The following is a 20124-nucleotide window of genomic DNA, read 5'->3' on the forward strand; positions in this document are numbered from 1 at the left end:
GTTCTTCAGCAAACTTGGGGTTGGGATATTGAGAAAACTGGATGAAAGCCTGTTGGGTCATATACCACCGTTTCGGAAACTGGGGCGCCCTGAGATCCGTGCGATACTGGATTTGGCTGAGCCGAAACGTTATGCCGCTGGCACGGCGATATTTGAAGAGGGGCTGGCGGCGGAGCGGTTTTACCTGCTGTTGGATGGCCATATCCGGGTGATCCGAACCACCGAAGGCGGCGATCAGGTGATTGCGCTGCATATTGTGGCGGGGCAATTGTTTGGCATTGCGGCGGCCATCGGCCGTGACACCTATCCGGCGACCGCGATGGCGGTGGATGACTGTCTGGTGCTGTCCTGGCCGACCAGCCAGTGGTCGAATTTCACCGCCAATTACGATGGTTTTGCAACCGAGAGTTACAAGGTTGTCGGCGAGCGGATGGGGGAGATGAACAATCGTCTGGTGGAAATGGCCACCCAGCAGGTGGAACAACGGGTGGCGCGGGCGGTGCTGCGGCTGATCAGCCAGTCGGGCCGCAAAGTGGCGGGCGGCATTGAAATCGATTTCCCGATCACCCGGCAAAACCTGTCCGACATGACCGGCACCACCCTGCACACGGTCAGCCGGCTGATGAGCGGCTGGGAGAAAGTTGGCCTGGTCAAAAGCACCCGGCGCCATATCGTGGTGACCGACGCGCATCGGTTGGTGGTGTTGAGCGAGAAGTCAGGCTGATTTGTCGGTTTGGGTTGCTTGGGCGATTGCAGTGGTCAGATCGGCGCGAAACGCATCCTCGTCCAGGTCGTGTTCCAGGCAGGCGTCCTCGATTGAGTGAAACGGCGCCACCAGGCAGCCGACACAGAGCATCTGGTATTTGAGAAAGACCGGCACCGTCTGCGGGTATCGTGCCAGGATCTCGGAGACGAGAAGGGTCTTGTCTATCAACACCATGCGATCCTGATCCCTGGTTCTGCGCAGGCAGCCTGCGGTATATTGGACGATAGCGCCAAAAAACCCGGCGACTTTGTTCTGTATCAAACTCGGCGTGGTCAATTGCCTCTAGGTCTGACCCACCCGAAACCACGACTGGATTCCCCAAATGTCTGAGATCCTAACGAAGTCACGGGCCCGCAACATATTCTACGGAGGATCGCTATTCTTTGTAGTGATCTTTGGGGTCCTGTCCGTTCAAAGCCACCGATATGTGGTGGACACATCAACCGCCGGAATGCCGCTGAGTGAAGCGGTCATTCTGGGCAAACATGTCTGGGAGCGGAACAGCTGCATCAACTGCCATACGCTGCACGGCGAGGGCGCCTATTTTGCCCCGGAGCTGGGCAATGTGATGACCCGCTGGGACACGCTGGATGACCCGGAAGGCGCTTATGAAATCCTCGATGGCTGGATGCAGGCGCAGCCCAGCGGCATTGAGGGCCGCCGTCAGATGCCTCATTTTGAGATCAACGAAGAAGAAATGCGCGGTCTCGCGGAGTTTCTGCGTTGGGCCGACCAGACCGACACTCAGGGCTGGCCGCCCAATGATGCGGGTTAAGGAGACACGCTATGAAATATAAATCACAAAAAGTGGCCTATGCCTATTTCCTGGTGGCGATGGGTCTGTTCGCCATTCAGGTTCTGGGCGGGCTTATCGCCGGCTGGATCTACGTCTCGCCAAACTTTCTGTCTGAACTGCTGCCGTTCAACGTGGTGCGCATGCTGCACACCAACGCGCTTGTTGTCTGGCTGCTGCTGGGCTTCTTTGGGGCGGCCTATTACCTGATCCCCGAGGAAAGCGAGCGCGAGATCTACTCGGTCAATCTGGCCTATCTGCAGTTGATCATTCTGGTGATCGGCACCCTGGGCGCGGTTCTCACTTACGTGTTTAACCCGTTTCCGGGCAACTATCTGCTGGGCATGCAGGGGCGCGAGTTCCTGGAGCAGCCCACCTGGGTCAAACTGGGCATTCTGGTGGCGGCGCTGATCTTCCTGTTCAACATCTCGATGACGGTGCTGGCGGGACGTAAAACGGCCATTACCAATGTGCTGTTGACCGGTCTGTGGCTGCTGTCGCTGCTGTGGATCTTTGCCTTTATCAACCCTGACAACCTGAGCCTGGACAAAATGTACTGGTGGTTCGTGATCCATCTCTGGGTCGAAGCGACTTGGGAACTGGTGATGGCGTCGATCCTGGCCTTCCTGCTGCTGAAGCTGACAGGTGTGGACCGTGAAATCGTTGAAAAATGGCTCTATGTCATTGTATCCACTGCACTGTTCTCGGGCATTCTGGGCACCGGTCACCACTTTTACTGGATTGGTCTGCCGGGCTACTGGCAGTGGATCGGCTCGATCTTCTCGACTTTGGAAGTCATTCCGTTCTTCCTGATGATGAGCTTTGCCTTTGTCATGGTCTGGAAGGGCCGTCGCAATCACCCCAATAAGGCCGCGTTGCTTTGGTCGCTTGGGGCATCGACTGTCGCCTTCTTTGGCGCTGGTGTCTGGGGCTTCCTGCATACTTTGCACGGGGTGAACTTCTACAGCCACGGAACGCAAATCACTGCGGCCCACGGTCACCTGGCCTTTTACGGTGCCTATGTGGCGACCAACCTTGCGATCATGAGCTATGCGATCCCGCATCTGCGTGGACGTGATCCCTATAATCAGGTGCTGAACATGGTCTCGTTCTGGCTGATGACCGGTGGCATGGCCTTCATGACCTTTGTTCTGACCTTTGCCGGCACCATTCAAACCCACATGCAGCGGGTGCTGGGAGAGAACTTCATGGAGGTGCAGGACAGTCTGAGCCTGTTCTACATGATGCGCTTTGGTTCTGGTCTGGCTGTGGTGATTGGCGCGCTGTTGTTCATCTATTCGATGATGGTGCCGCGTCGTGAACTGTTTGCAAAACGCTCTGATGCACCTGTGGCTGGAGAGTGATTATGAACGCCCAAAGCACTGATTTTGACGTGCCATTCTATCAGCCGGTTGGCAATGAATGTGCCTTGTTTGAAACAGCCCATACCAACGGTTTGCCCCTTCTTTTGAAGGGGCCGACCGGCTGCGGCAAAACCCGGTTTGTCGAACACATGGCGGCGCGCAGCGGCCGCAAGCTATACACTGTCGCCTGCCACGATGATCTGTCGGCGGCGGATCTGATTGGCCGCTATCTGTTGCGCGGCGGCGAAACCGAATGGGTTGACGGGCCATTGACCCGGGCGGTGCGCGAAGGCGCCATCTGTTACCTGGACGAGGTGGTCGAGGCGCGCAAGGATGTCACCGTGGTGTTGCATCCGCTGACCGACAACCGCCGCACCCTGATGGTGGATCGCACCGGCGAAGAACTGCAGGCGCCCAAAGGCTTTATGCTGGTTGCCAGCTATAACCCCGGCTATCAGAGCGTGCTGAAGCGGATGAAACCCTCAACCCGGCAGCGCTTCCTGTCGGTGTCGTTTACCTTTCCGGATGCCGCAACCGAAACGGTTGTTGTCACCCGCGAAAGCGGTCTGGACGAGGCGCGTGTCAAGCCTCTGATCCGGCTGGCGGGCCATATCCGGGCGCTGTCTGGCATGGATCTGGAGGAGGGGGTCTCGACCCGGCTGCTGATCTATGCGGCACAGCTGATCGCCAGCGGCATGGGTCTTGAGCAGGCGCTGCAGGCGGCGATTGTTGAACCACTGACAGATGAGCCGGATGTTCAGACCGCCCTGCGCGATCTGATCTCCGTGGTATACGGATAGCATAAATGGCCCTTCACCCGCTTGATCTGATGGACCCCGAGGAAGCAATCGGCAACCTCTGGCATGATTACGCCAGCTCCATGGGGGCGCAGCCGCGCTTTGCGCAGGCGGCGGTGCAATTGTCCGATCTCCGGCCCAGCCTGGTGCTGTTGTTCCGGGCGCTTGGCGGCGAGGCCTCGGTGGAGATCGGCGAGGCCGCCGCCCTGCGCTCACATCACCGGCAATCGGTGGCGCGCAAGCTGGGCAACCGGGGCGAGCTGCTGTTTGTGCCGCGCTTTGACGGCGAACGCCTTAGCCTGCCGCCGGTGATGGATGTCTTTCCGGAAGCTGCGATGAACCGGGCGGCCTATTTCTGGCTGGTCGCGCTGGCCGCGACCCGGCCCAACCTGCCTGCGGTATCTGGCTGCGGCTGTCTGCACGATCACGCCCAGATCGAGGCGATGGCGCAGGCCGCCGATCTGGCGTTTCAACGCTGCCCGGGCTTGCGCGGCGCCTATCAGCGGATGTGCAGCTTTATTCTGGTGACCCGGCCCAAACTGATGTTGCCCCGCGAAGAGGCCCGGCTTGAAGCTGCCATTCGTGACCAGCTGAACAGTCCGCAGGCGCAGGTGATAGATATTCCCGCACCGCAGCAGAGCCCCAAAAGCTATCTGCCCTTTACGCCGGTGCCGATCTGGTTGTCGTTGTCGGCGCCCGGATCCGGTGCCAGTGCGGGCGAGGAAGAAGAGGCGAATAATTCTGGCCCGCCGCCCGTTGCCGCGACCAGCAACCGCAAAATGGCGGCGCGCGAGGACCGCGACGAGGCCAACCGCAAGGACAGTCTGATCTTCCACCGGTTTGAATCGATCCTGTCCTGGGTCGAAAGCATGAACCTGAACCGCTCGATCGATGACGACAAGAACCCGGACGCGCAAAAGGCGGCGGATGATATGGACAAGATCATCCTGTCGCGCCACGACGACAAAAAGGCCGCCACCCGGCTGCGGATGCACCTGGATCTGGCGCCGGCGGATGCCGACCACGAGCGCCTGTCCGGGGTGTTTACATATCCCGAATGGGACCACCGCAAACGTCTCTATATGCCGGACCACACCCGGGTGCTGGAGGCGGATGCCGATGCGGACGCGCCGCAGGCGCTTACCCCGGATCCGCGCCAGATGCGGGCGGTGCGCCGCCAGTTTGAGGCGCTGCGGCCGCGCCGGATTCTGCGGCCACGCCAGATTGAGGGCAGCGAGCTGGACCTGGATGCGCTGATCTCGGCGCGGGTGGACCTAAAGGCGGATGGCACCGCCAGCGATAGGATCTACCAAAGCATGCGCCAGATAGAGCGCGATCTTTCGGTGGGCTTTCTGTTGGATACCTCACGCTCGACCGAGGCCTCGGTGGGCGATGCCACGGTGCTTGATATCGCCCGCGAGAGTCTGGTGGCGCTGGCAGGTGGCATTGATGCCAGCGGTGACCGGCTGGGCATCTGGGGCTTTTCCTCGCTGCGCCGCGACCGGGTTTTTGTGAAGAAATGCAAGGGCTTTGATGCGCCGATGTCGCCAGAGGTCAGCCGCAAGATCTGCGGGCTGACCCCCTGCCACTACACCCGGCTTGGCGCCGCCATCCGCCACAGCACCGCGATGCTGGAGCAGGAACCCTCGAGCCGCAAACTGCTGCTGGTGCTGACCGATGGCAAACCCAATGATCTGGACCACTACGAGGGCATCCACGGCATTGAGGACAGCCATATGGCAGTGCGCGAGGCGCGCAGCCTGGGCCATGTTGTGCATGGAATTGTCATAGATCAAGACGGCCAGGACTGGTTTGCGCGTATCTTTGGGCGGGCCGGGTTCACACTGCTGCCCGATCCAACCCGGTTAAGCCGGGCACTGCCGCAAATCTATCGTTGCCTCACTCAGGAGACCTGAAATGATCCGCCTTTATACCCTTATCGCAGCGTTCCTGCTGCCCGCCCAGGTCTGGGCCGAGGCCTATAACCGGCCCGTGCCGCAGGCCCAAAGCGCCACCGCCGAGTTCTGGTTCTTCATGGCCTCGCTACTGCTGGTCGGCGCCCTGGTCACCGTGGGCTGGCTGGTCCACAAAAGATGACCCGTGGGCTGGCTGGAGCAGAAGACGAGACCTCAGGCCCCACAGCTCCCCAAGAGGAGTCCCAAGGCTGGAGCAAGGCGAAGCTGACTCTGGTGCTCTATCCGTTTGGCGCCGGCGCGGCAGCGGTGAACGTGTTCTTTGCCTCGCTGATCACCTCCTGGATCGGCTGGCCCGTTTTGACGCCACTGACATCCATCGCCATCGGCATGCTGCTCGGCCTGCCAATAACCTACGCCTTCGCAGTACATATCCACAAATTGATGCAGAGCTAAGCCGCCTTGGCTGTCAGACTGTGGCGACTCACTCCGGGACATCTGCGATCCGACCGCGTTACAAAAGCTTCATTTGTCCTGGATTGCCAATTTATGTAGTCATGAAATATGGACTCTTTCCTTATTGAACGGCGCACAGCCTCAAATCTCTGGATAGAGCGTCAGGTCAACGGCGGATTGTTGAAATCGGCCAATATCAGTCAACGCAGGATATCTGAGATATGACGACTTATGCTTTGAATGGCCTTGGCCGCATGGGCAAACTTGCGCTGCGCCCCTTGCTGGAGCGCGGCGCCAATATTGCCTTCATCAATGATGCTGTGGGCGACCCGGCAATGCATGCCCATCTGTTGGAGTTTGACAGTGTTCATGGGCGCTGGCCGGCTGAGTTTTCCTTTGATGATGCGTCGATCTCGATTGATGGTGCCCGTATTCCTGTCACCTGCAGCCGGAACTTGGAAGAGCTGCCGCTTGCGGGCGTGGACGTGGTGATTGACTGCACCGGGGTGTTCAAAACCGCGGCCAGCCTGGCGCCCTATTTTGCTGCGGGCGTGAAAAAGGTGGTTGTCTCGGCGCCGGTCAAAGATGGGCCGACAGCCAATATCGTGTTTGGCGTCAACGAGGGAGAGTATGACCCCGCAAGACATCAGATCGTCACCGCCGCAAGTTGCACAACCAATTGTCTGGCTCCGGTGGTCAAGGTTCTGATGGAGGGGATTGGCATCAAACATGGCTCAATCACCACAATCCACGATGTGACCAATACCCAGACCATTGTTGACCGCCCGGCAAAGGATCTTCGCCGCGCCCGGTCTGCGCTGAACAATCTGATCCCGACCACAACCGGGTCGGCAACGGCAATCACTCTGATCTACCCGGAACTGGCGGGCAAGCTGAACGGCCATGCGGTTCGGGTGCCGCTGCTTAATGCGTCGATTACCGATTGCGTATTCGAGATGCAGCGCGACACCTCGGTGGACGAGGTGAATGCGCTGTTCAAGGCGGCTGCGGCAGGGGATTTGCAGGGTATTCTTGGATATGAGGTCCGCCCGCTGGTGTCGTCGGATTATACCAATGACAAACGCAGCTGCATCATTGATGCGCCATCGACCATGGTGGTGAACGGAACCCAGCTGAAGATCTATGCCTGGTACGACAATGAATATGGCTATGCCCATCGCCTGGTGGATGTGGCGTTCATGGTGGGCGCCGCGCTGTGACAGATGCGGCGGGCTACAAGGCCTATGTCGCGGTAACTGCGGCCTATTGGGCCTTTATGCTGACCGACGGGGCCCTGCGGATGTTGGTGCTGCTGCATTTTCACTCGCTGGGCTTTTCGCCGGTGCAGCTGGCCTATCTGTTTGTTCTCTATGAGATCGCAGGTGTTGTCACCAATCTGTCGGCCGGCTGGCTGGCGGCGCGTTTTGGCCTGACGACAACGCTATATGCCGGGCTTGGATTGCAAGTGATCGCATTGCTGTTGCTGGCGCAGCTTGATCCTTCCTGGGGCATATCAGTCTCAGTTGTTTTTGTGATGTCGGTGCAGGGCCTGTCGGGCGTGGCCAAGGATCTGGCCAAGATGAGCTCCAAAAGTGCGGTGAAAATCCTGGCGCCGACGGCGAGCGGCGGCTTGTTCACTTGGGTGGCGGTGCTGACCGGATCGAAGAACGCGGTAAAGGGGCTGGGCTTTTTGCTGGGGGCGGCGCTACTGGCGGTCTTTGGCTTTGTTACATCGGTGTTGGCAATGGCGGCGGTGCTGATGATCGTGCTGATCGCGCTGGTTGCGGTGCGGCCATCCGGGCTGCCAGTTGGGCGCAAGGGTGCAAAATTCTCTGAGGTCGTCTCAAAAAACCGCAACATCAACTGGCTTAGCTTTGCCCGCTTGTTTTTGTTTGGCGCCAGAGATGTCTGGTTTGTTGTTGGTATTCCGATCTATTTCTATTCGGTGTTGTCGGACGGGTCCGAGCTGGGCAACCGGGGGGCCTTCTTTGCCATTGGCTTTTTCATGGCTGTCTGGACGATCCTTTATGGGGTTGTTCAGGCATCGGCCCCCAGAATTTTGAAAGCCAAATCCAGGTCCGAGCGGGAGCTGCTGGGGCAGGCACGGGTCTGGGCCGCTATGTTGGTCGCAGTACCCGCTGCACTGGCTGTCGCAGTGTTGTTATCTGGCGGGGCGTCCCACGGCCTGACGGTGGCGATTGTCCTGGGTCTGCTGCTGTTTGGCGGGGTGTTCGCGGTTAACTCATCGCTGCATTCCTACCTTATCTTGTCTCTGGCAGATGCCAGACGGGTCACTTTGGATGTGGGGTTTTACTATATGGCAAACGCGGCTGGCCGGTTGATTGGCACGGTCCTGTCCGGGTTGACCTATCAGATCGGCGGGCTGGCGCTGTGTTTGGCAACCGCAGCGGCGATGGTTTTCATCAGCTTTTGCGGCATCGGCAGGATGGAGATTCCGGCAAAAAAACACAGCCTGACTTAAAGCTGGGGTCTGCGTTGCGGCAAAGGTCAGTGGCCGAAAACGGATGCAGTCAATATTTCCACTTGTTACAATAATATTTGGGGATATATGAGCAAAACGTGGTCGAGTCGTGCCATCTTACATCCCATCGCAGGAGGGCCCTCTGTGACATTGCAAAAGACAACGCCACACGCGGTTTACGCCATTGACAGATGGGGCATGGATTTGGTGTCGGTGCTGCCAAATGGCGACCTCGGCCTTAAGAACCCACTAAGCCCCGACGCGCCGGTGGTCAGCTTGCCGTCAATCATCCACGGTCTGCAGGAGCGTGGCATCCATACACCGCTGCTGCTTCGGGTCAGCTCGTTTCTTGAACAGGGTATCCGAAGCATCAACGACAGCTTTGCCGCTGCCATCACAAGGGTGGGCTATAAGGGGCAATATCGCGGGGTTTTCCCGATCAAGGTGAACCAGCAGGCGCAGGTGATTGACCGGATCGTCGAATTTGGCCGCCCCTATTCCTATGGTCTGGAGGCGGGGTCAAAGCCCGAGCTGGTGATCGCGCTGGCCCATACTCTGGCCAGCGATGCGCTGATCGTCTGCAACGGCGTGAAGGATGCGGAATTCATCCGGCTGGCGATCCTGTCGCGCAAGCTTGGCTTTAATACCGTCATCGTTTTGGAAAGCCCCAAAGAGCTGGAAACCGTTTTGGAGGTTGTCGCTGAGCTGGGCCAGGAGCCACTTTTGGGGGTGCGGGTCAAACTGACCAACCAGATCAGTGGCAATTGGGCTGAAAGCTCTGGCGACCGCTCCACCTTTGGCATGCCCACAGACCAATTGGTTGCGGTGGTTGACCGGCTCCGAGAGACGGGGTTGCTGCATTGCTTAAAACTGCAGCATTCGCATCTTGGCTCGCAAATTCCCGATGTCAACGACGTGCGCCGCGCCGTCGGCGAGGCCTGCCGCTATTTTATCGAACTGACCCGCGAAGGGGTGCCGCTGACCCATCTTGATCTCGGCGGCGGCTTGGGCGTGGACTATACCGGCGAGAAAACCGCCAGTGAAAACTCGATCAATTATTCGGTGGCTGAATATTGTGCCAATGTGGTGGAAACCGTCACCTATGCGCTGGACGAGGCCGGGCTCGATCATCCGACCCTGGTGACGGAAAGTGGCCGCGCCGTTGTTGCCACCTCATCCATGCTGGTGTTCAACGTGCTCGAGGCGACGCTATATGACGCGCATTCGGCACCTGAGCCCGATGCCAGTGACCATCATCTGGTCACCGACCTTGCGGCAATTACCGAATACCTCAGCCAGGATCGTCTGCAGGAATGTCTGAACGATGCGACATTCTATCGAAACGAGCTCAGGGCGCTGTTTCGCCGTGGCTATATCGACCTGCGCCAGATGGCCCGGGGAGAGCGGATTTATCTGCACCTGATGTCCAAGATCAAACACTTGGCGCCAGAGGTGGGGACGGCTCCCGAAATCGACGCTCATCTGGAAAAACTGGCTGACATCTACCACTGCAATTTCTCCCTGTTTCAGTCGCTGCCAGATGTCTGGGCGATTGATCAGCTGCATCCGGTGGTGCCCTTGCAAAGGTTGAACGAGGTGCCGGACAGACGCGCGGTTCTGTCTGACATCACCTGCGACTCGGATGGTAAGATCGACAGCTTCATTCTGGCAGACGGGGTGTCCGGATCACTGCCGGTGCATACGCTGGACGACAGCCAACCCTATTACATTGGCGCCTTTTTTGTTGGCGCCTATCAGGAAACACTGGGCGATTTGCACAATCTTTTTGGCGACACCAATATCGCCACGATTGAGCTGCGCGATGATGCCAGCTTTGATCTGCTGCATGAACAGGAGGGCGATACAATTGCCGAGGTCCTGTCTTATGTCGAATATGATCCCCGCGACTGTGTTGCGGCCTTTCGCAAGCTGATTGATCAGGCCGTTTCGGAACGCCGTCTGGATGCTCGGGATCGAAAAACACTAATGGCCGCATACCGCGACAGCATAAACGGCTATACTTACTATGAATAACATAACGACCTGGAGGCAAACCCATGGGTAAAACACTGGTGATCGGCGCGGGCGGGGTTTCGTCTGCGGCCGTGCATAAGATGGCTATGAACTCGGATATATTCACCGAGATCACATTGGCGTCGCGTCGCAAATTCAAATGTGATGACATTGCCGCTGCGGTAAAGTCCCGCACTGGCGTCGACATTCGCACGGCGCAGGTCGACGCGATGGACGTAGCCGCCGTTGTGGCCTTGATCCGCGAGACCGGCGCTGAACTGCTGGTCAATCTGGCGCTGCCCTATCAGGATCTGAAACTGATGGATGCCTGTCTTGAGGCCGGTATCAACTATCTGGACACCGCCAACTATGAGCCCGAGGATGAGGCCAAGTTTGAGTATCACTGGCAGTGGGCTTATCAGGACAGGTTCAAGGCCGCTGGTCTGACCGCCATTCTGGGCTCGGGGTTTGATCCGGGGGTTACTTCGGTGTTTGCCACCTGGTTGCGAAAGCACAAACTGGCCACCATCCGCCAGATCGACGTGTTGGACGCCAATGGCGGCGACAACGGTCAGGCCTTTGCCACCAATTTCAACCCCGAAATCAACCTGCGCGAGGTGCTGGCCGAGGTGCGCCATTGGGAAAATGGCGCCTGGCATCCAAGCCCGGCAATGACCCACAAGGTCGAATATGACTTTCCCGGTGTCGGCCCCAAGAACATGTATCTGATGTATCACGAAGAGCTGGAGTCGATGTCGACCCACTTCCCCGAGATCGAGCGGGCGCGGTTCTGGATGACCTTTGGCGACGCCTATATCATGCATGCCAAAGTGTTGCAGAATGTCGGCATGACTGGCATTGCGCCGGTGATGCACGACGGTCATGAGATCATCCCGATCAAATTCCTCACCACATTGCTACCCGATCCCAGCGATCTGGGGGCACTGACCAAGGGCAAGGCCTGTATCGGTGATATCGCCACAGGTCAGGCCAAGGATGGCAGCGGCGAGAAGACCTATTACATCTACAACATCTGCGATCATGAGGAATGTTACGCCGAAGTGGGCAGTCAGGCTGTGTCTTACACCACCGGGGTGCCGGCGATGATTGGTGCGGCGCAGGTGCTCAAGGGCAACTGGAGCAAGCCGGGGGTGTGGAACATGGAACAGCTGGATCCCGATGATTTCATGGATATGCTGAACACCCAAGGTCTGCCTTGGCAGGTGCATGAACTTGACGGCCCGGTTGAGTTCTGAACCTTGGCTGAAGTGATGCAAACACAGGCCGGCGACGCTGGGGCCTTCAGGCAGTTTGACCTGAACCGGGTTCCCAGCCCCTGCTTTGTGGTGGATGAGGTTGCGGTAGAACGCAACCTCGCGATCTTGCGCGATGTGGCGGATCAATCCGGTGCCCAGGTGCTGTCGGCGCTCAAGGCGTTTTCGATGTTTGCGCTGGCGCCCTTGGTGCGGCGCTATCTGGGCGGCACCTGTGCCTCGGGGCTTTATGAGGCACGGTTGGCGCGCGAAGAATACGGCGGCACCGTGGTCACCTATTGCGCTGGGTACAAATCCAACGAGATTGACCGGATCATAGCGCTCTCGGATCACCTGATATTCAACTCTCCGGCGCAAAAGGACCGTTTTCTACCCCGGGTTGCCGCCTCGGGTCGTCCGATCCATGTGGGGTTGCGGATTAACCCGGAACATTCCGAGGGCGAGATTGCCAAATATGACCCCTGCGCCCCGGGATCGCGGCTGGGCACACCGATTTCGCAGCTAGATCCTGCGGCGCTAAAGGGCGTCGACGGCTTGCATATGCACACGCTTTGCGAACAGGGATTTGCGCCGCTCGAACGCACCTGGGCCGCGATCGAGCAGCGTATCACGCCTTATCTCGGTCAGTTGAAGTGGCTGAATTTTGGCGGTGGCCACCACATCACCCGCGACGATTATGATCGCGACGCCCTGATTGGTTTTATAACCGATCTGCGCGCCCGCACCGGCTTGCAGATCTATCTGGAGCCGGGCGAGGCGGTGGCGCTGGACGCCGGAATTCTGGTGGGCGAGGTGCTGGACCTGCCGCAGAACCAGATCAATCTTGCCATCACCGATATTTCGGCCACCTGTCACATGCCCGATGTGATTGAAGCGCCCTATCGCCCGGCGATGCTGGATGAGGTCGCGGAGGGCCGCCTCTATCGGTTTGGCGGCCCCTCCTGCCTGGCAGGCGACGTGATCGGAGACTATGCGCGGGCGCAGCCGCTGCAGATCGGCGACCGCTTTGCGTTTCTGGATCAGGCGCATTATTCGATGGTCAAAACCAATACCTTTAACGGGGTTGCCCTGCCGGCCATTGCCTTGTGGAATTCTGAGACAGACAAGCTGACGATGATCCGCGAGTTCACCTATGACGACTTCCGCAACAGGCTTTCATGACATGAGCATTTTTCTAGACAGCGAACTGACCAAAGCCGAGCGCAGCCAATACGCGCTGTTCCGGGTGATCCCAATGCCGTTGGAACGCACCGTGTCTTATGGCGCAGGCACTAAAGCTGGGCCACAGGCCATTCTTGAGGCCAGCGATGAGCTGGAGCGCCTGTGCAATGGGTCTGAACCCTGCGCACGGGGTATTTTCACCGAGCCCGCTGTGAATTGCGACGGTCCCTTGCCAGAGGTGATGGAGCGGCTGGCCCTTCGCACCGAGGCGGCCGTGTCTGCCGGGCAGATCCCGGTCACGCTGGGCGGTGAACATTCGCTAACATACGGGGCTGTCATGGGCGTTGCACGGGCACTGGGGAAACCCATTGGTATCGTGCAAATCGATGCCCATGCGGATCTTCGCATCGCCTATCAGGGTGAAGCACACTCGCATGCCTCGGTGATGCACCTGCTGAGCGAGCAGGGCATCCGCATCGCCCAGTTTGGGGTGCGTGCCCTGTGCCAGCAAGAGGTGGACAGCCGGGCCCGAAACAACGTCTTTTTCAGGGACGCCGAGGATCTGGTGACCACCAATACGCTTGCGGTTGATCTCCCCGAGGATTTCCCCGAGCTGATCTATGTCTCGTTTGACGTCGATGGGTTGGATCCGGCACAAATGCCGGCCACCGGCACGCCGGTGCCGGGCGGATTGGGATTTTACCAGGCTCTGCGGCTTGTGGAGCACGCCCTGAAGGGGCGCAAATGCATTGGCCTGGACGTGGTTGAACTGGCCCCGGATGGCAACGCCGCCTGGGATTTCACCGCTGCACAGATTGTGTACCGGCTGATGGCCGCCGCGATCTGACCCCGATATCTGCCCACCACATCTGACCGGGATACCTGACTGGGCCGTCTGGGATGTCCACCTAGGGGATGAGGGATTCGAACCCCCAGCCAAAGCGTTATGAGCGCTCTGCTCTAACCATTGAGCTAATCCCCCAGGAACAAGCGGTGACTACAAAAACACTGCAGTACCGCCAAGGGTGGCCGATCGTCTGGCCAAGTGTCTTACGGGGAAGCGAATTTGCAAGCCGTACCCGTAAGGTCTTTTTGATCTTACCAGCCGTAAAGCGCAAGGCCTATTGACCAGATCAATCCATCAGCACGCATAAGCCTACTGACAAGGATTTGAACCCGCAACCAAAGAGTTATGAGCGCTTTGCTCGCACCGTTAGCGACAGGTCCGCCGGGTTTGGTGGTTATGCAATGGTGGGCAACAGGTCAAGCGGTGATTGGCCTTGGCGGCGAATGAATTAGGGCGGCGTTCGGCTTTGCGAAGGCAAGGCGGTGTTTGCAGTTGCTGCCTGGCCAGCGGGCCAAAGGACCGCCGTTGCGCCTTGTTTTTGGGGCGCGACAGATTCGCTTATTTCATTCTGGCTGATGTTGCGCTAAAGGCACCCAAACCTCATACCAAGGAGCCAAGCGATGACCACTGGCAAGAACGGCCTGACCTATGCGGATGCAGGCGTGGATATTGATGCAGGCAATGCTCTGGTGGACCGGATCAAACCGGCAGCCAAACGCACCAACCGCTCGGGCGTGATGAGCGGCCTGGGCGGCTTTGGCGCTTTGTTCGATCTGAAAGCGGCCGGCTATAGTGATCCGATCCTGGTTGGCGCCACCGACGGTGTCGGCACCAAGTTGCGGATCGCCATCGACACCGGCGTTGTTGACGGCGTTGGCATTGATCTGGTCGCCATGTGCGTCAACGATCTGGTCTGTCAGGGGGCTGAGCCGCTGTTCTTCCTCGACTACTTTGCCACTGGCAAGCTGGAGACCGAGACCGCCGCGCGGATCATCGAAGGTATCGCCGAGGGCTGTGTGCGCTCAGGCTGTGCGCTGATCGGTGGCGAAACAGCTGAAATGCCCGGCATGTATCCCAAGGGCGATTTCGATCTGGCCGGTTTCTCGGTTGGCGCCATGGAGCGCGGCACCGCGCTGCCTGCTGAGGTGGCCGAAGGCGACGTGCTGCTGGGGCTGGCCTCAGACGGGGTGCATTCCAACGGCTACTCGCTGGTGCGGCGTCTGGTTGAGGTCGCGGGCCTTGGCTGGGACGATGATTGCCCCTTTGCCGAGGAAGGCAAGCTGGGCGAGGTGCTGCTGACGCCAACACGTCTTTACGTGAAATCCTGTCTGGCTGCGGTGCGGGCAGGGGGCGTGCATGCGCTGGCCCATATCACTGGCGGTGGCCTGACCGAAAACCTGCCCCGTGTCCTGCCCGATGATCTGGGCGCTGACATTGATCTGGATGCCTGGCAACTGCCGGGCGTGTTCCAATGGATGGCACAGACCGGCAATATCGCCGAAGCCGAAATGCTCAAGACATTCAACTGCGGCCTTGGCATGATTCTCAGCGTCTCAGCCGATCGTGCTGACGCACTGACCGAATTGCTGACCGCCGAGGGCGAGACAGTATCGCGTCTGGGCACGGTCACGGCAGGCGCGGGTATGCGTTACTCTGGCAACCTGCTGTGAGCCGACATAAAACGGTCGCCATCCTGATTTCGGGTGGCGGCTCCAATATGATGACGCTGGTGAACAGCATGACTGGCGATCATCCGGCGCGGCCCTGTCTGGTGCTGTCCAACACCGCAGAGGCAGGTGGTCTGGAAAAGGCCGCCGCTGCGGGTGTTGCAACCGCTGTCGTCGATCACCGCCCGTTCAAGGGTGACCGGCAGGCGTTTGAGGCAGAGCTGGTGAAGCCGATTCTTGAGTCAGGCGCGGATATCGTCTGTCTGGCCGGGTTCATGCGGGTTCTGACCGCTGGTTTTGTGAGCCAGTTTCAGGGAAGGATGCTGAATATCCATCCCTCGTTGCTGCCCAAATACACCGGGTTGCACACCCATGCCCGTGCCCTTGCGGCGGGGGACAGCGCGCATGGCTGCTCGGTCCATGAGGTCACCGCAGTGTTGGATGATGGCCCGCTGCTGGGGCAGGCGCAGGTGCCTGTGCTGGCGGATGACACCCCCGAGACGCTGGCGGCACGGGTGCTCACCCAAGAACATATTCTATACCCGGCGGTGTTGCGCCGCTATGCTGCGGGTGATCGAACCCCAGTTCTTCTGGGGTGATCCTGCGCAACCTGTGGGGCGGTTTGCAAAGCGACCCACAAGCGCGTATCAGGGATGAACAATGCTGGAAAAAACAGGAAAAGACGCCGTTTATGAAAACTCTGACCACCACCGAAGAGCTTAAAGAGTTTTGCTTAGAAGCTGCAAAACATCCCTTTGTGACGGTGGATACCGAGTTTCTGCGCGAGCGAACTTACTATTCCAAGCTCTGCTTGATACAGCTGGCCTTTCCCGGCGAAGGGGATGAAAATGCGGTGCTGGTGGACCCGCTGTCTGCCGATCTGGCGCTTGATCCGCTGTATGATCTGTTTCGCGATGAATCGGTGGTCAAGGTGTTCCATGCCGCGCGCCAGGATCTGGAGATTTTCTGGGTAGACGCCAAAGTCTTCCCCAAACCGCTGTTCGACACCCAGGTGGCGGCAATGGTCTGTGGCTTCGGCGATCAGGCCGGGTATGAAACTCTGGTCCGCAAGATCGTGAAAGAGAGTGTCGACAAAAGCTCTCGCTTTACCGACTGGTCGCGGCGTCCGCTAACCGATGCTCAAAAGACCTATGCGCTGGCGGATGTGACCCATCTGCGCGTCGTTTATCAGTATTTGGCTGCCGAGCTGGAGAAGAGCGGGCGGGGCCATTGGGTCACCGAAGAGCTGCAGGTGCTGACCAATCCCGGCACCTATGACATTCAGCCGCAGGACGCCTGGCAGCGCATTAAAACCCGTACCAACTCGTCCAAGTTTCTGGCCGTGGTGCGTGAGTTGGCCGCCTTTCGTGAGGATTACGCCCAGACCAACAATGTGCCGCGCAACCGGGTGTTCAAGGATGACGCGCTGGTCGAGCTGGCCTCGACCAAGCCAAAGACGGGATCTGATCTGGGGGCGTCACGGCTATTGCTGCGCGAGGCCCGCCGCGGTGCCATCGCCGACGGTATCCTTGAAGCCGTCACCATTGGGGTGAACTGTCCGGCGGATAAAATGCCAAAAGTGGATCGCAGTAAGGAAAAGCTGCAAGTCAATCCGGCCCTGGCCGACCTGTTACGAGTGTTGTTGAAATCTAAAACTGAAAACGCCGGTGTGGCCGCAAAACTGATTGCGCCAAGCGCTGATCTGGACGCCATTGCCGCCGGACAACGCGATGTTGCTGCCCTGTCGGGCTGGCGGTTAGAGGTTTTTGGCGCAGATGCTCTCAGGCTTTGTGATGGCGAGATCGGCCTGGCGGCCAAAGGTCAGATGGTCCGGGTTGTCGAACTCTGATCGGGTCTGGTCTGGTCCGAAACGGGACTGGGTCTGAAACGGTCAGGACGAGGCCCCCAAGGGGCGCTCGTCTGCAATCTTCCTTAGCGCCGTGTTTCGCGCGCATTGCTTTCGCTGGAAACACGGATTAGCTTTATGCCCGCCAGCTCTTGATGGGTCAGGCTCACGGCGACCCGAAGGGTTCGGCTGTTTTCCGATCCAATGGGTGTCGCCTGTTCGGGATAAACCACCCGGAAACTATAGTCGAGGCTGGCGCCGTCGCTATCCTCGTTCAGGCCGAGCCGGACATCATAGGCGCCTTGTCGGCTGGCCAGCCCGGTGGCATAGATGATCGCCCCAGAGGGTGTCTTTTCGATCTTCAACTCGGTCACCTGGGCGATAGCGACGCTGAAATCCTCTTCGGGGCCGTCGGAGCTGCTGAACAGGCCGGAGCCTTCTTTCTCGGGGATCAGCGCATTGACCTCGCCAGTGCTGGCATCGCTGGCAGCATCGGCGGTTTGTGATTTACTAAACCAGTTGCTGGGGTTCGCTTTGGAACCCTGCCAACCGCTGCAACCGGAAAGTGTAATTCCGGTAACCAAAAGAACTGCAATAGAAATGCGCATGGAAGCCGCCCGTTTGAATTGTCCTTACAAGGGATTACCCGATTGTGAGCATGATGAAAAGCGGTTGAAAAAAAACATCGGTCAGCATAGGTCGAAGACAGTTCATTTGCATCAATTGATCGGATCCAAATCATGGCCAGCGCTGCCTTTGAGGACATCGTCGAGGATTTCGAATTCCTAGAGGATTGGGAGGACCGATATCGCTATGTCATTGACTATGGCAAGGCGATGGCGGCGATGGATGACGCCCTGAAGGTGCCCTCGACCAAAGTCCATGGCTGCGCCAGTCAGGTGTGGCTCCATCCGACAATCAACCAGGGCATATTTTCGTTTGATGGGGACAGTGACGCGATGATTGTGCGCGGGTTGGTTGCCGTATTGAGGGCCTTGTATAGCGGCTTGCCTGTGGCAGAAGTCGGGTTGGTGGATGCTAGGGCCGAGCTTGCCCGTCTTGGCTTGAACGATCACCTGTCGGCGCAGCGCTCAAATGGCGTCCGTTCAATGATTGATCGAATTCGTCTGATCACGGCTGAGGCAGAAAAAGGCTGACACGGCTTTTTCAGAGGGGCCTGCCCCTCTTGGCCTGCGGCCAATTCACCCCGGGATATTTTCAGCCAGATGAAGGAGCGGAGCCGGCCCAATCCCGCAGGGTAATCTCCAGGTCGCCATAGCCGGTATGGCGGTGCTCAAAGGCAAGGCCAAGTCGCGTTGCGCAGTCTGCAGCCCGCTGTACGAGGGCGGGATCACTGACTTGGGATTGATAGACCAGCTTGGTGTAATTGCCAAAAAACATCTCGCGGAGTTCGGGGTTTTTGTCCAGTCCCATGGGTCGCCAAATAAAGGCGTCGAACTGTTTCACCAGAAAGTCTGTGAGGTAGAAGGCGGTGATCTCGCCGGCCTCGGTTTTGTCTTCAAAGGCTTGATTGCCTTCGAAGAAAGAATAGCAATGTGGCCCCGAAACCATTTCGACGCCCAATTCGGCGCAGCGGCGTGCCAGCGCGCCGCCTGTGCCGCAATCGGCATAGACCACGAATATCTGGCTATAGCAGGCGCGATGTTTTGTCACTGCGACGGTGACGGCCGCAGGGATCTGGTCCGGATAGAGATGCAGGTTGGCAGGCAGGCAGGTCAGGTCGATATGGTTGAACTGGTTGCTGGCGTTGATGTCGAGGATTTCCCGCGCCAGCGCCCCACATGCGATGAGCAGAATGCGGCCTGGCTTGAATTCTGCTGCAGCCTGGCGCCGTTGCGTCAGTGGGTCTTTAGCCACTGGGTTTTCATCCAGTGGGGTACTGGTTGGTGGCGGGCGAACAGCGACACGGCCTTGCAGGCGTGACGCTCTTCCCCGCCGGGCCAAGTCAGGCGCTCATCTGGTTGTGTTTGCGCGCAACAAAGTCTTTGGCCATCTCCACCGCAACAGCCGCGTCGCGGCAATAGCCGTCAGCGCCAATCGCCTTGCCAAACTCTTCGTTGAGCGGCGCGCCGCCAACCAGAATGATATAATCGTCGCGTTTGCCCTGTTCGATCAGCGTGTCGATGACCACTTTCATGTAAGGCATGGTGGTGGTCAGCAAAGCGGACATGCCGAGAATATCAGCCTTTTCCCGCTCCAGCGCTTCGATGTAGTTTTCTACAGGATTGTTGATCCCCAGATCCACCACTTCAAAGCCGGCGCCTTCCATCATCATCGACACAAGGTTTTTGCCGATGTCGTGGATGTCGCCTTTGACCGTTCCGATCACCATTTTGCCAACCTGGGGCGCGCCGGTCGCCGCCAGCAGCGGTTTCAGGATGGCCATGCCACCTTTCATCGCGTTTGCCGACAACAGAACCTCGGGCACAAACAGGATGCCGTCGCGGAAATCGGCACCAACGATGGTCATACCGCTGACCAGCGCCTCGGTGAGGACTTTGTAGGGCGTCCACTCGCGGGCCAGAAGGATATTGACACCCTCTTCGATTTCTTCGCGCAGACCATCATAAAGATCGTCAAACATCTGCTGGACAAGTTCTTCGTCGTCCAGTTCCGCCAGGATGATGTCTTCTTCTTCTGACATGGGTGTCTTCCTTGACTTAAGTCGGGGGGCTGCCCCGGTGTGGCCGTGTTCCTGTCCCTTTTTGCCAAAAGGTCGCGAGG

At 58.6% G+C, this 20124-nt stretch carries 21 protein-coding genes and 1 tRNA gene; 17 read left to right on the forward strand and 5 right to left on the reverse strand.

The annotated features are described in order from the left end of the window. The first annotated feature begins 28 nt into the window (after positions 1 to 28). Positions 29 to 724 (forward strand): Crp/Fnr family transcriptional regulator, encoded by a 696-nt coding sequence (locus QPJ95_RS16195; RefSeq protein ID WP_270917127.1) that lies wholly within the window; start codon positions 29 to 31, stop codon positions 722 to 724. On the opposite strand, the gene QPJ95_RS16200 is transcribed toward QPJ95_RS16195, so the two are convergent. Continuing rightward, the gene (locus QPJ95_RS16200; RefSeq protein ID WP_286018140.1) at positions 716 to 1027 is read right to left on the reverse strand and encodes a DUF1858 domain-containing protein; all 312 of its coding nucleotides are present in this window, start codon (positions 1025 to 1027) and stop codon (positions 716 to 718) included. The two genes, QPJ95_RS16195 and QPJ95_RS16200, sit on opposite strands and share 9 nt — an antisense overlap. Before the next feature lie 61 nt (positions 1028 to 1088). Between QPJ95_RS16200 and QPJ95_RS16205 the strand changes: the two genes are divergently transcribed. The 12 genes from QPJ95_RS16205 (at position 1089) to speB (ending at position 13866) form a co-directional block, all read left to right on the forward strand. After that, positions 1089 to 1541 carry a c-type cytochrome gene (locus QPJ95_RS16205; protein ID WP_270917129.1) on the forward strand — a complete coding sequence of 151 codons (453 nt, stop codon included), beginning with the start codon at positions 1089 to 1091 and terminating at the stop codon, positions 1539 to 1541. Between the two features lie 11 nt (positions 1542 to 1552). Continuing rightward, complete coding sequence (locus QPJ95_RS16210) at positions 1553 to 2923, forward strand: cbb3-type cytochrome c oxidase subunit I (protein WP_270917130.1); 1371 nt, start codon at positions 1553 to 1555, stop codon at positions 2921 to 2923. A gap of 2 nt (positions 2924 to 2925) precedes the next feature. Next, entirely contained in the window at positions 2926 to 3723 is a 798-nt protein-coding gene (locus QPJ95_RS16215) for a CbbQ/NirQ/NorQ/GpvN family protein (protein ID WP_270917131.1), read from the forward strand. A 5-nt stretch (positions 3724 to 3728) separates the two neighbouring features. Further along, complete coding sequence (locus tag QPJ95_RS16220; RefSeq protein WP_270917132.1) at positions 3729 to 5636, forward strand: nitric oxide reductase activation protein NorD; 1908 nt, start codon at positions 3729 to 3731, stop codon at positions 5634 to 5636. Between the two features lies 1 nt (position 5637). Next, positions 5638 to 5817 (forward strand): hypothetical protein, encoded by a 180-nt coding sequence (locus QPJ95_RS16225; RefSeq protein WP_270917133.1) that lies wholly within the window; start codon positions 5638 to 5640, stop codon positions 5815 to 5817. 83 nt (positions 5818 to 5900) lie between these two features. Continuing rightward, positions 5901 to 6089, forward strand: coding sequence for an NnrT protein (locus QPJ95_RS16230; protein WP_270917219.1), 189 nt, complete (start codon positions 5901 to 5903; stop codon positions 6087 to 6089). Between the two features lie 221 nt (positions 6090 to 6310). Beyond that, the gene (locus QPJ95_RS16235; protein ID WP_270917152.1) at positions 6311 to 7309 is read left to right on the forward strand and encodes an ArsJ-associated glyceraldehyde-3-phosphate dehydrogenase; all 999 of its coding nucleotides are present in this window, start codon (positions 6311 to 6313) and stop codon (positions 7307 to 7309) included. 56 nt (positions 7310 to 7365) lie between these two features. Then, positions 7366 to 8571 (forward strand): organoarsenical effux MFS transporter ArsJ, encoded by a 1206-nt coding sequence (arsJ, locus tag QPJ95_RS16240; RefSeq protein ID WP_286018284.1) that lies wholly within the window; start codon positions 7366 to 7368, stop codon positions 8569 to 8571. 198 nt (positions 8572 to 8769) lie between these two features. Next, entirely contained in the window at positions 8770 to 10605 is a 1836-nt protein-coding gene (gene speA, locus QPJ95_RS16245) for a biosynthetic arginine decarboxylase (protein ID WP_390923835.1), read from the forward strand. A gap of 23 nt (positions 10606 to 10628) precedes the next feature. Next, positions 10629 to 11840, forward strand: coding sequence for a saccharopine dehydrogenase family protein (locus tag QPJ95_RS16250; RefSeq protein WP_270917155.1), 1212 nt, complete (start codon positions 10629 to 10631; stop codon positions 11838 to 11840). A 15-nt stretch (positions 11841 to 11855) separates the two neighbouring features. Further along, positions 11856 to 13019 carry a carboxynorspermidine decarboxylase gene (nspC, locus tag QPJ95_RS16255; protein ID WP_390922339.1) on the forward strand — a complete coding sequence of 388 codons (1164 nt, stop codon included), beginning with the start codon at positions 11856 to 11858 and terminating at the stop codon, positions 13017 to 13019. 1 nt (position 13020) lies between these two features. Continuing rightward, positions 13021 to 13866, forward strand: coding sequence for an agmatinase (speB, locus tag QPJ95_RS16260; protein WP_270917157.1), 846 nt, complete (start codon positions 13021 to 13023; stop codon positions 13864 to 13866). A 62-nt stretch (positions 13867 to 13928) separates the two neighbouring features. Here the strand turns inward: speB and QPJ95_RS16265 are convergent. Further along, positions 13929 to 14001 (reverse strand) — tRNA-Ile (locus tag QPJ95_RS16265). Between the two features lie 485 nt (positions 14002 to 14486). Here QPJ95_RS16265 and purM point away from each other — a divergent pair. From purM to rnd, 3 genes are all read left to right on the forward strand, one after another. Then, a complete protein-coding gene (gene purM / locus QPJ95_RS16270; protein WP_270917158.1) occupies positions 14487 to 15536 on the forward strand; it encodes a phosphoribosylformylglycinamidine cyclo-ligase in 1050 nt (349 codons plus the stop codon). Between the two features lie 47 nt (positions 15537 to 15583). Then, positions 15584 to 16132, forward strand: a complete 549-nt coding sequence (gene purN / locus QPJ95_RS16275) for a phosphoribosylglycinamide formyltransferase (protein WP_286018285.1) — start codon at positions 15584 to 15586, stop codon at positions 16130 to 16132. Between the two features lie 92 nt (positions 16133 to 16224). Then, on the forward strand, positions 16225 to 17382 hold the full coding sequence (gene rnd, locus QPJ95_RS16280) for a ribonuclease D (RefSeq protein ID WP_270917160.1): 1158 nt from the start codon (positions 16225 to 16227) through the stop codon (positions 17380 to 17382). Between the two features lie 83 nt (positions 17383 to 17465). On the opposite strand, the gene QPJ95_RS16285 is transcribed toward rnd, so the two are convergent. Then, positions 17466 to 17987 carry a hypothetical protein gene (locus QPJ95_RS16285; protein ID WP_270917161.1) on the reverse strand — a complete coding sequence of 174 codons (522 nt, stop codon included), beginning with the start codon at positions 17985 to 17987 and terminating at the stop codon, positions 17466 to 17468. A 132-nt stretch (positions 17988 to 18119) separates the two neighbouring features. Between QPJ95_RS16285 and QPJ95_RS16290 the strand changes: the two genes are divergently transcribed. Next, the gene (locus QPJ95_RS16290; protein WP_270917162.1) at positions 18120 to 18536 is read left to right on the forward strand and encodes a SufE family protein; all 417 of its coding nucleotides are present in this window, start codon (positions 18120 to 18122) and stop codon (positions 18534 to 18536) included. A gap of 61 nt (positions 18537 to 18597) precedes the next feature. On the opposite strand, the gene QPJ95_RS16295 is transcribed toward QPJ95_RS16290, so the two are convergent. Both QPJ95_RS16295 and QPJ95_RS16300 read right to left on the reverse strand, forming a co-directional pair. Further along, complete coding sequence (locus QPJ95_RS16295) at positions 18598 to 19344, reverse strand: DUF1638 domain-containing protein (protein WP_270917163.1); 747 nt, start codon at positions 19342 to 19344, stop codon at positions 18598 to 18600. Between the two features lies 1 nt (position 19345). Next, positions 19346 to 20044: a corrinoid protein gene (locus QPJ95_RS16300; protein ID WP_270917164.1), complete on the reverse strand. Its 699-nt coding sequence runs from the start codon at positions 20042 to 20044 to the stop codon at positions 19346 to 19348. Positions 20045 to 20124 lie beyond the last annotated feature (80 nt).

It is taken from the genome of Parasedimentitalea psychrophila, from assembly GCF_030285785.1.
Lineage (GTDB): Bacteria > Pseudomonadota > Alphaproteobacteria > Rhodobacterales > Rhodobacteraceae > Parasedimentitalea > Parasedimentitalea psychrophila.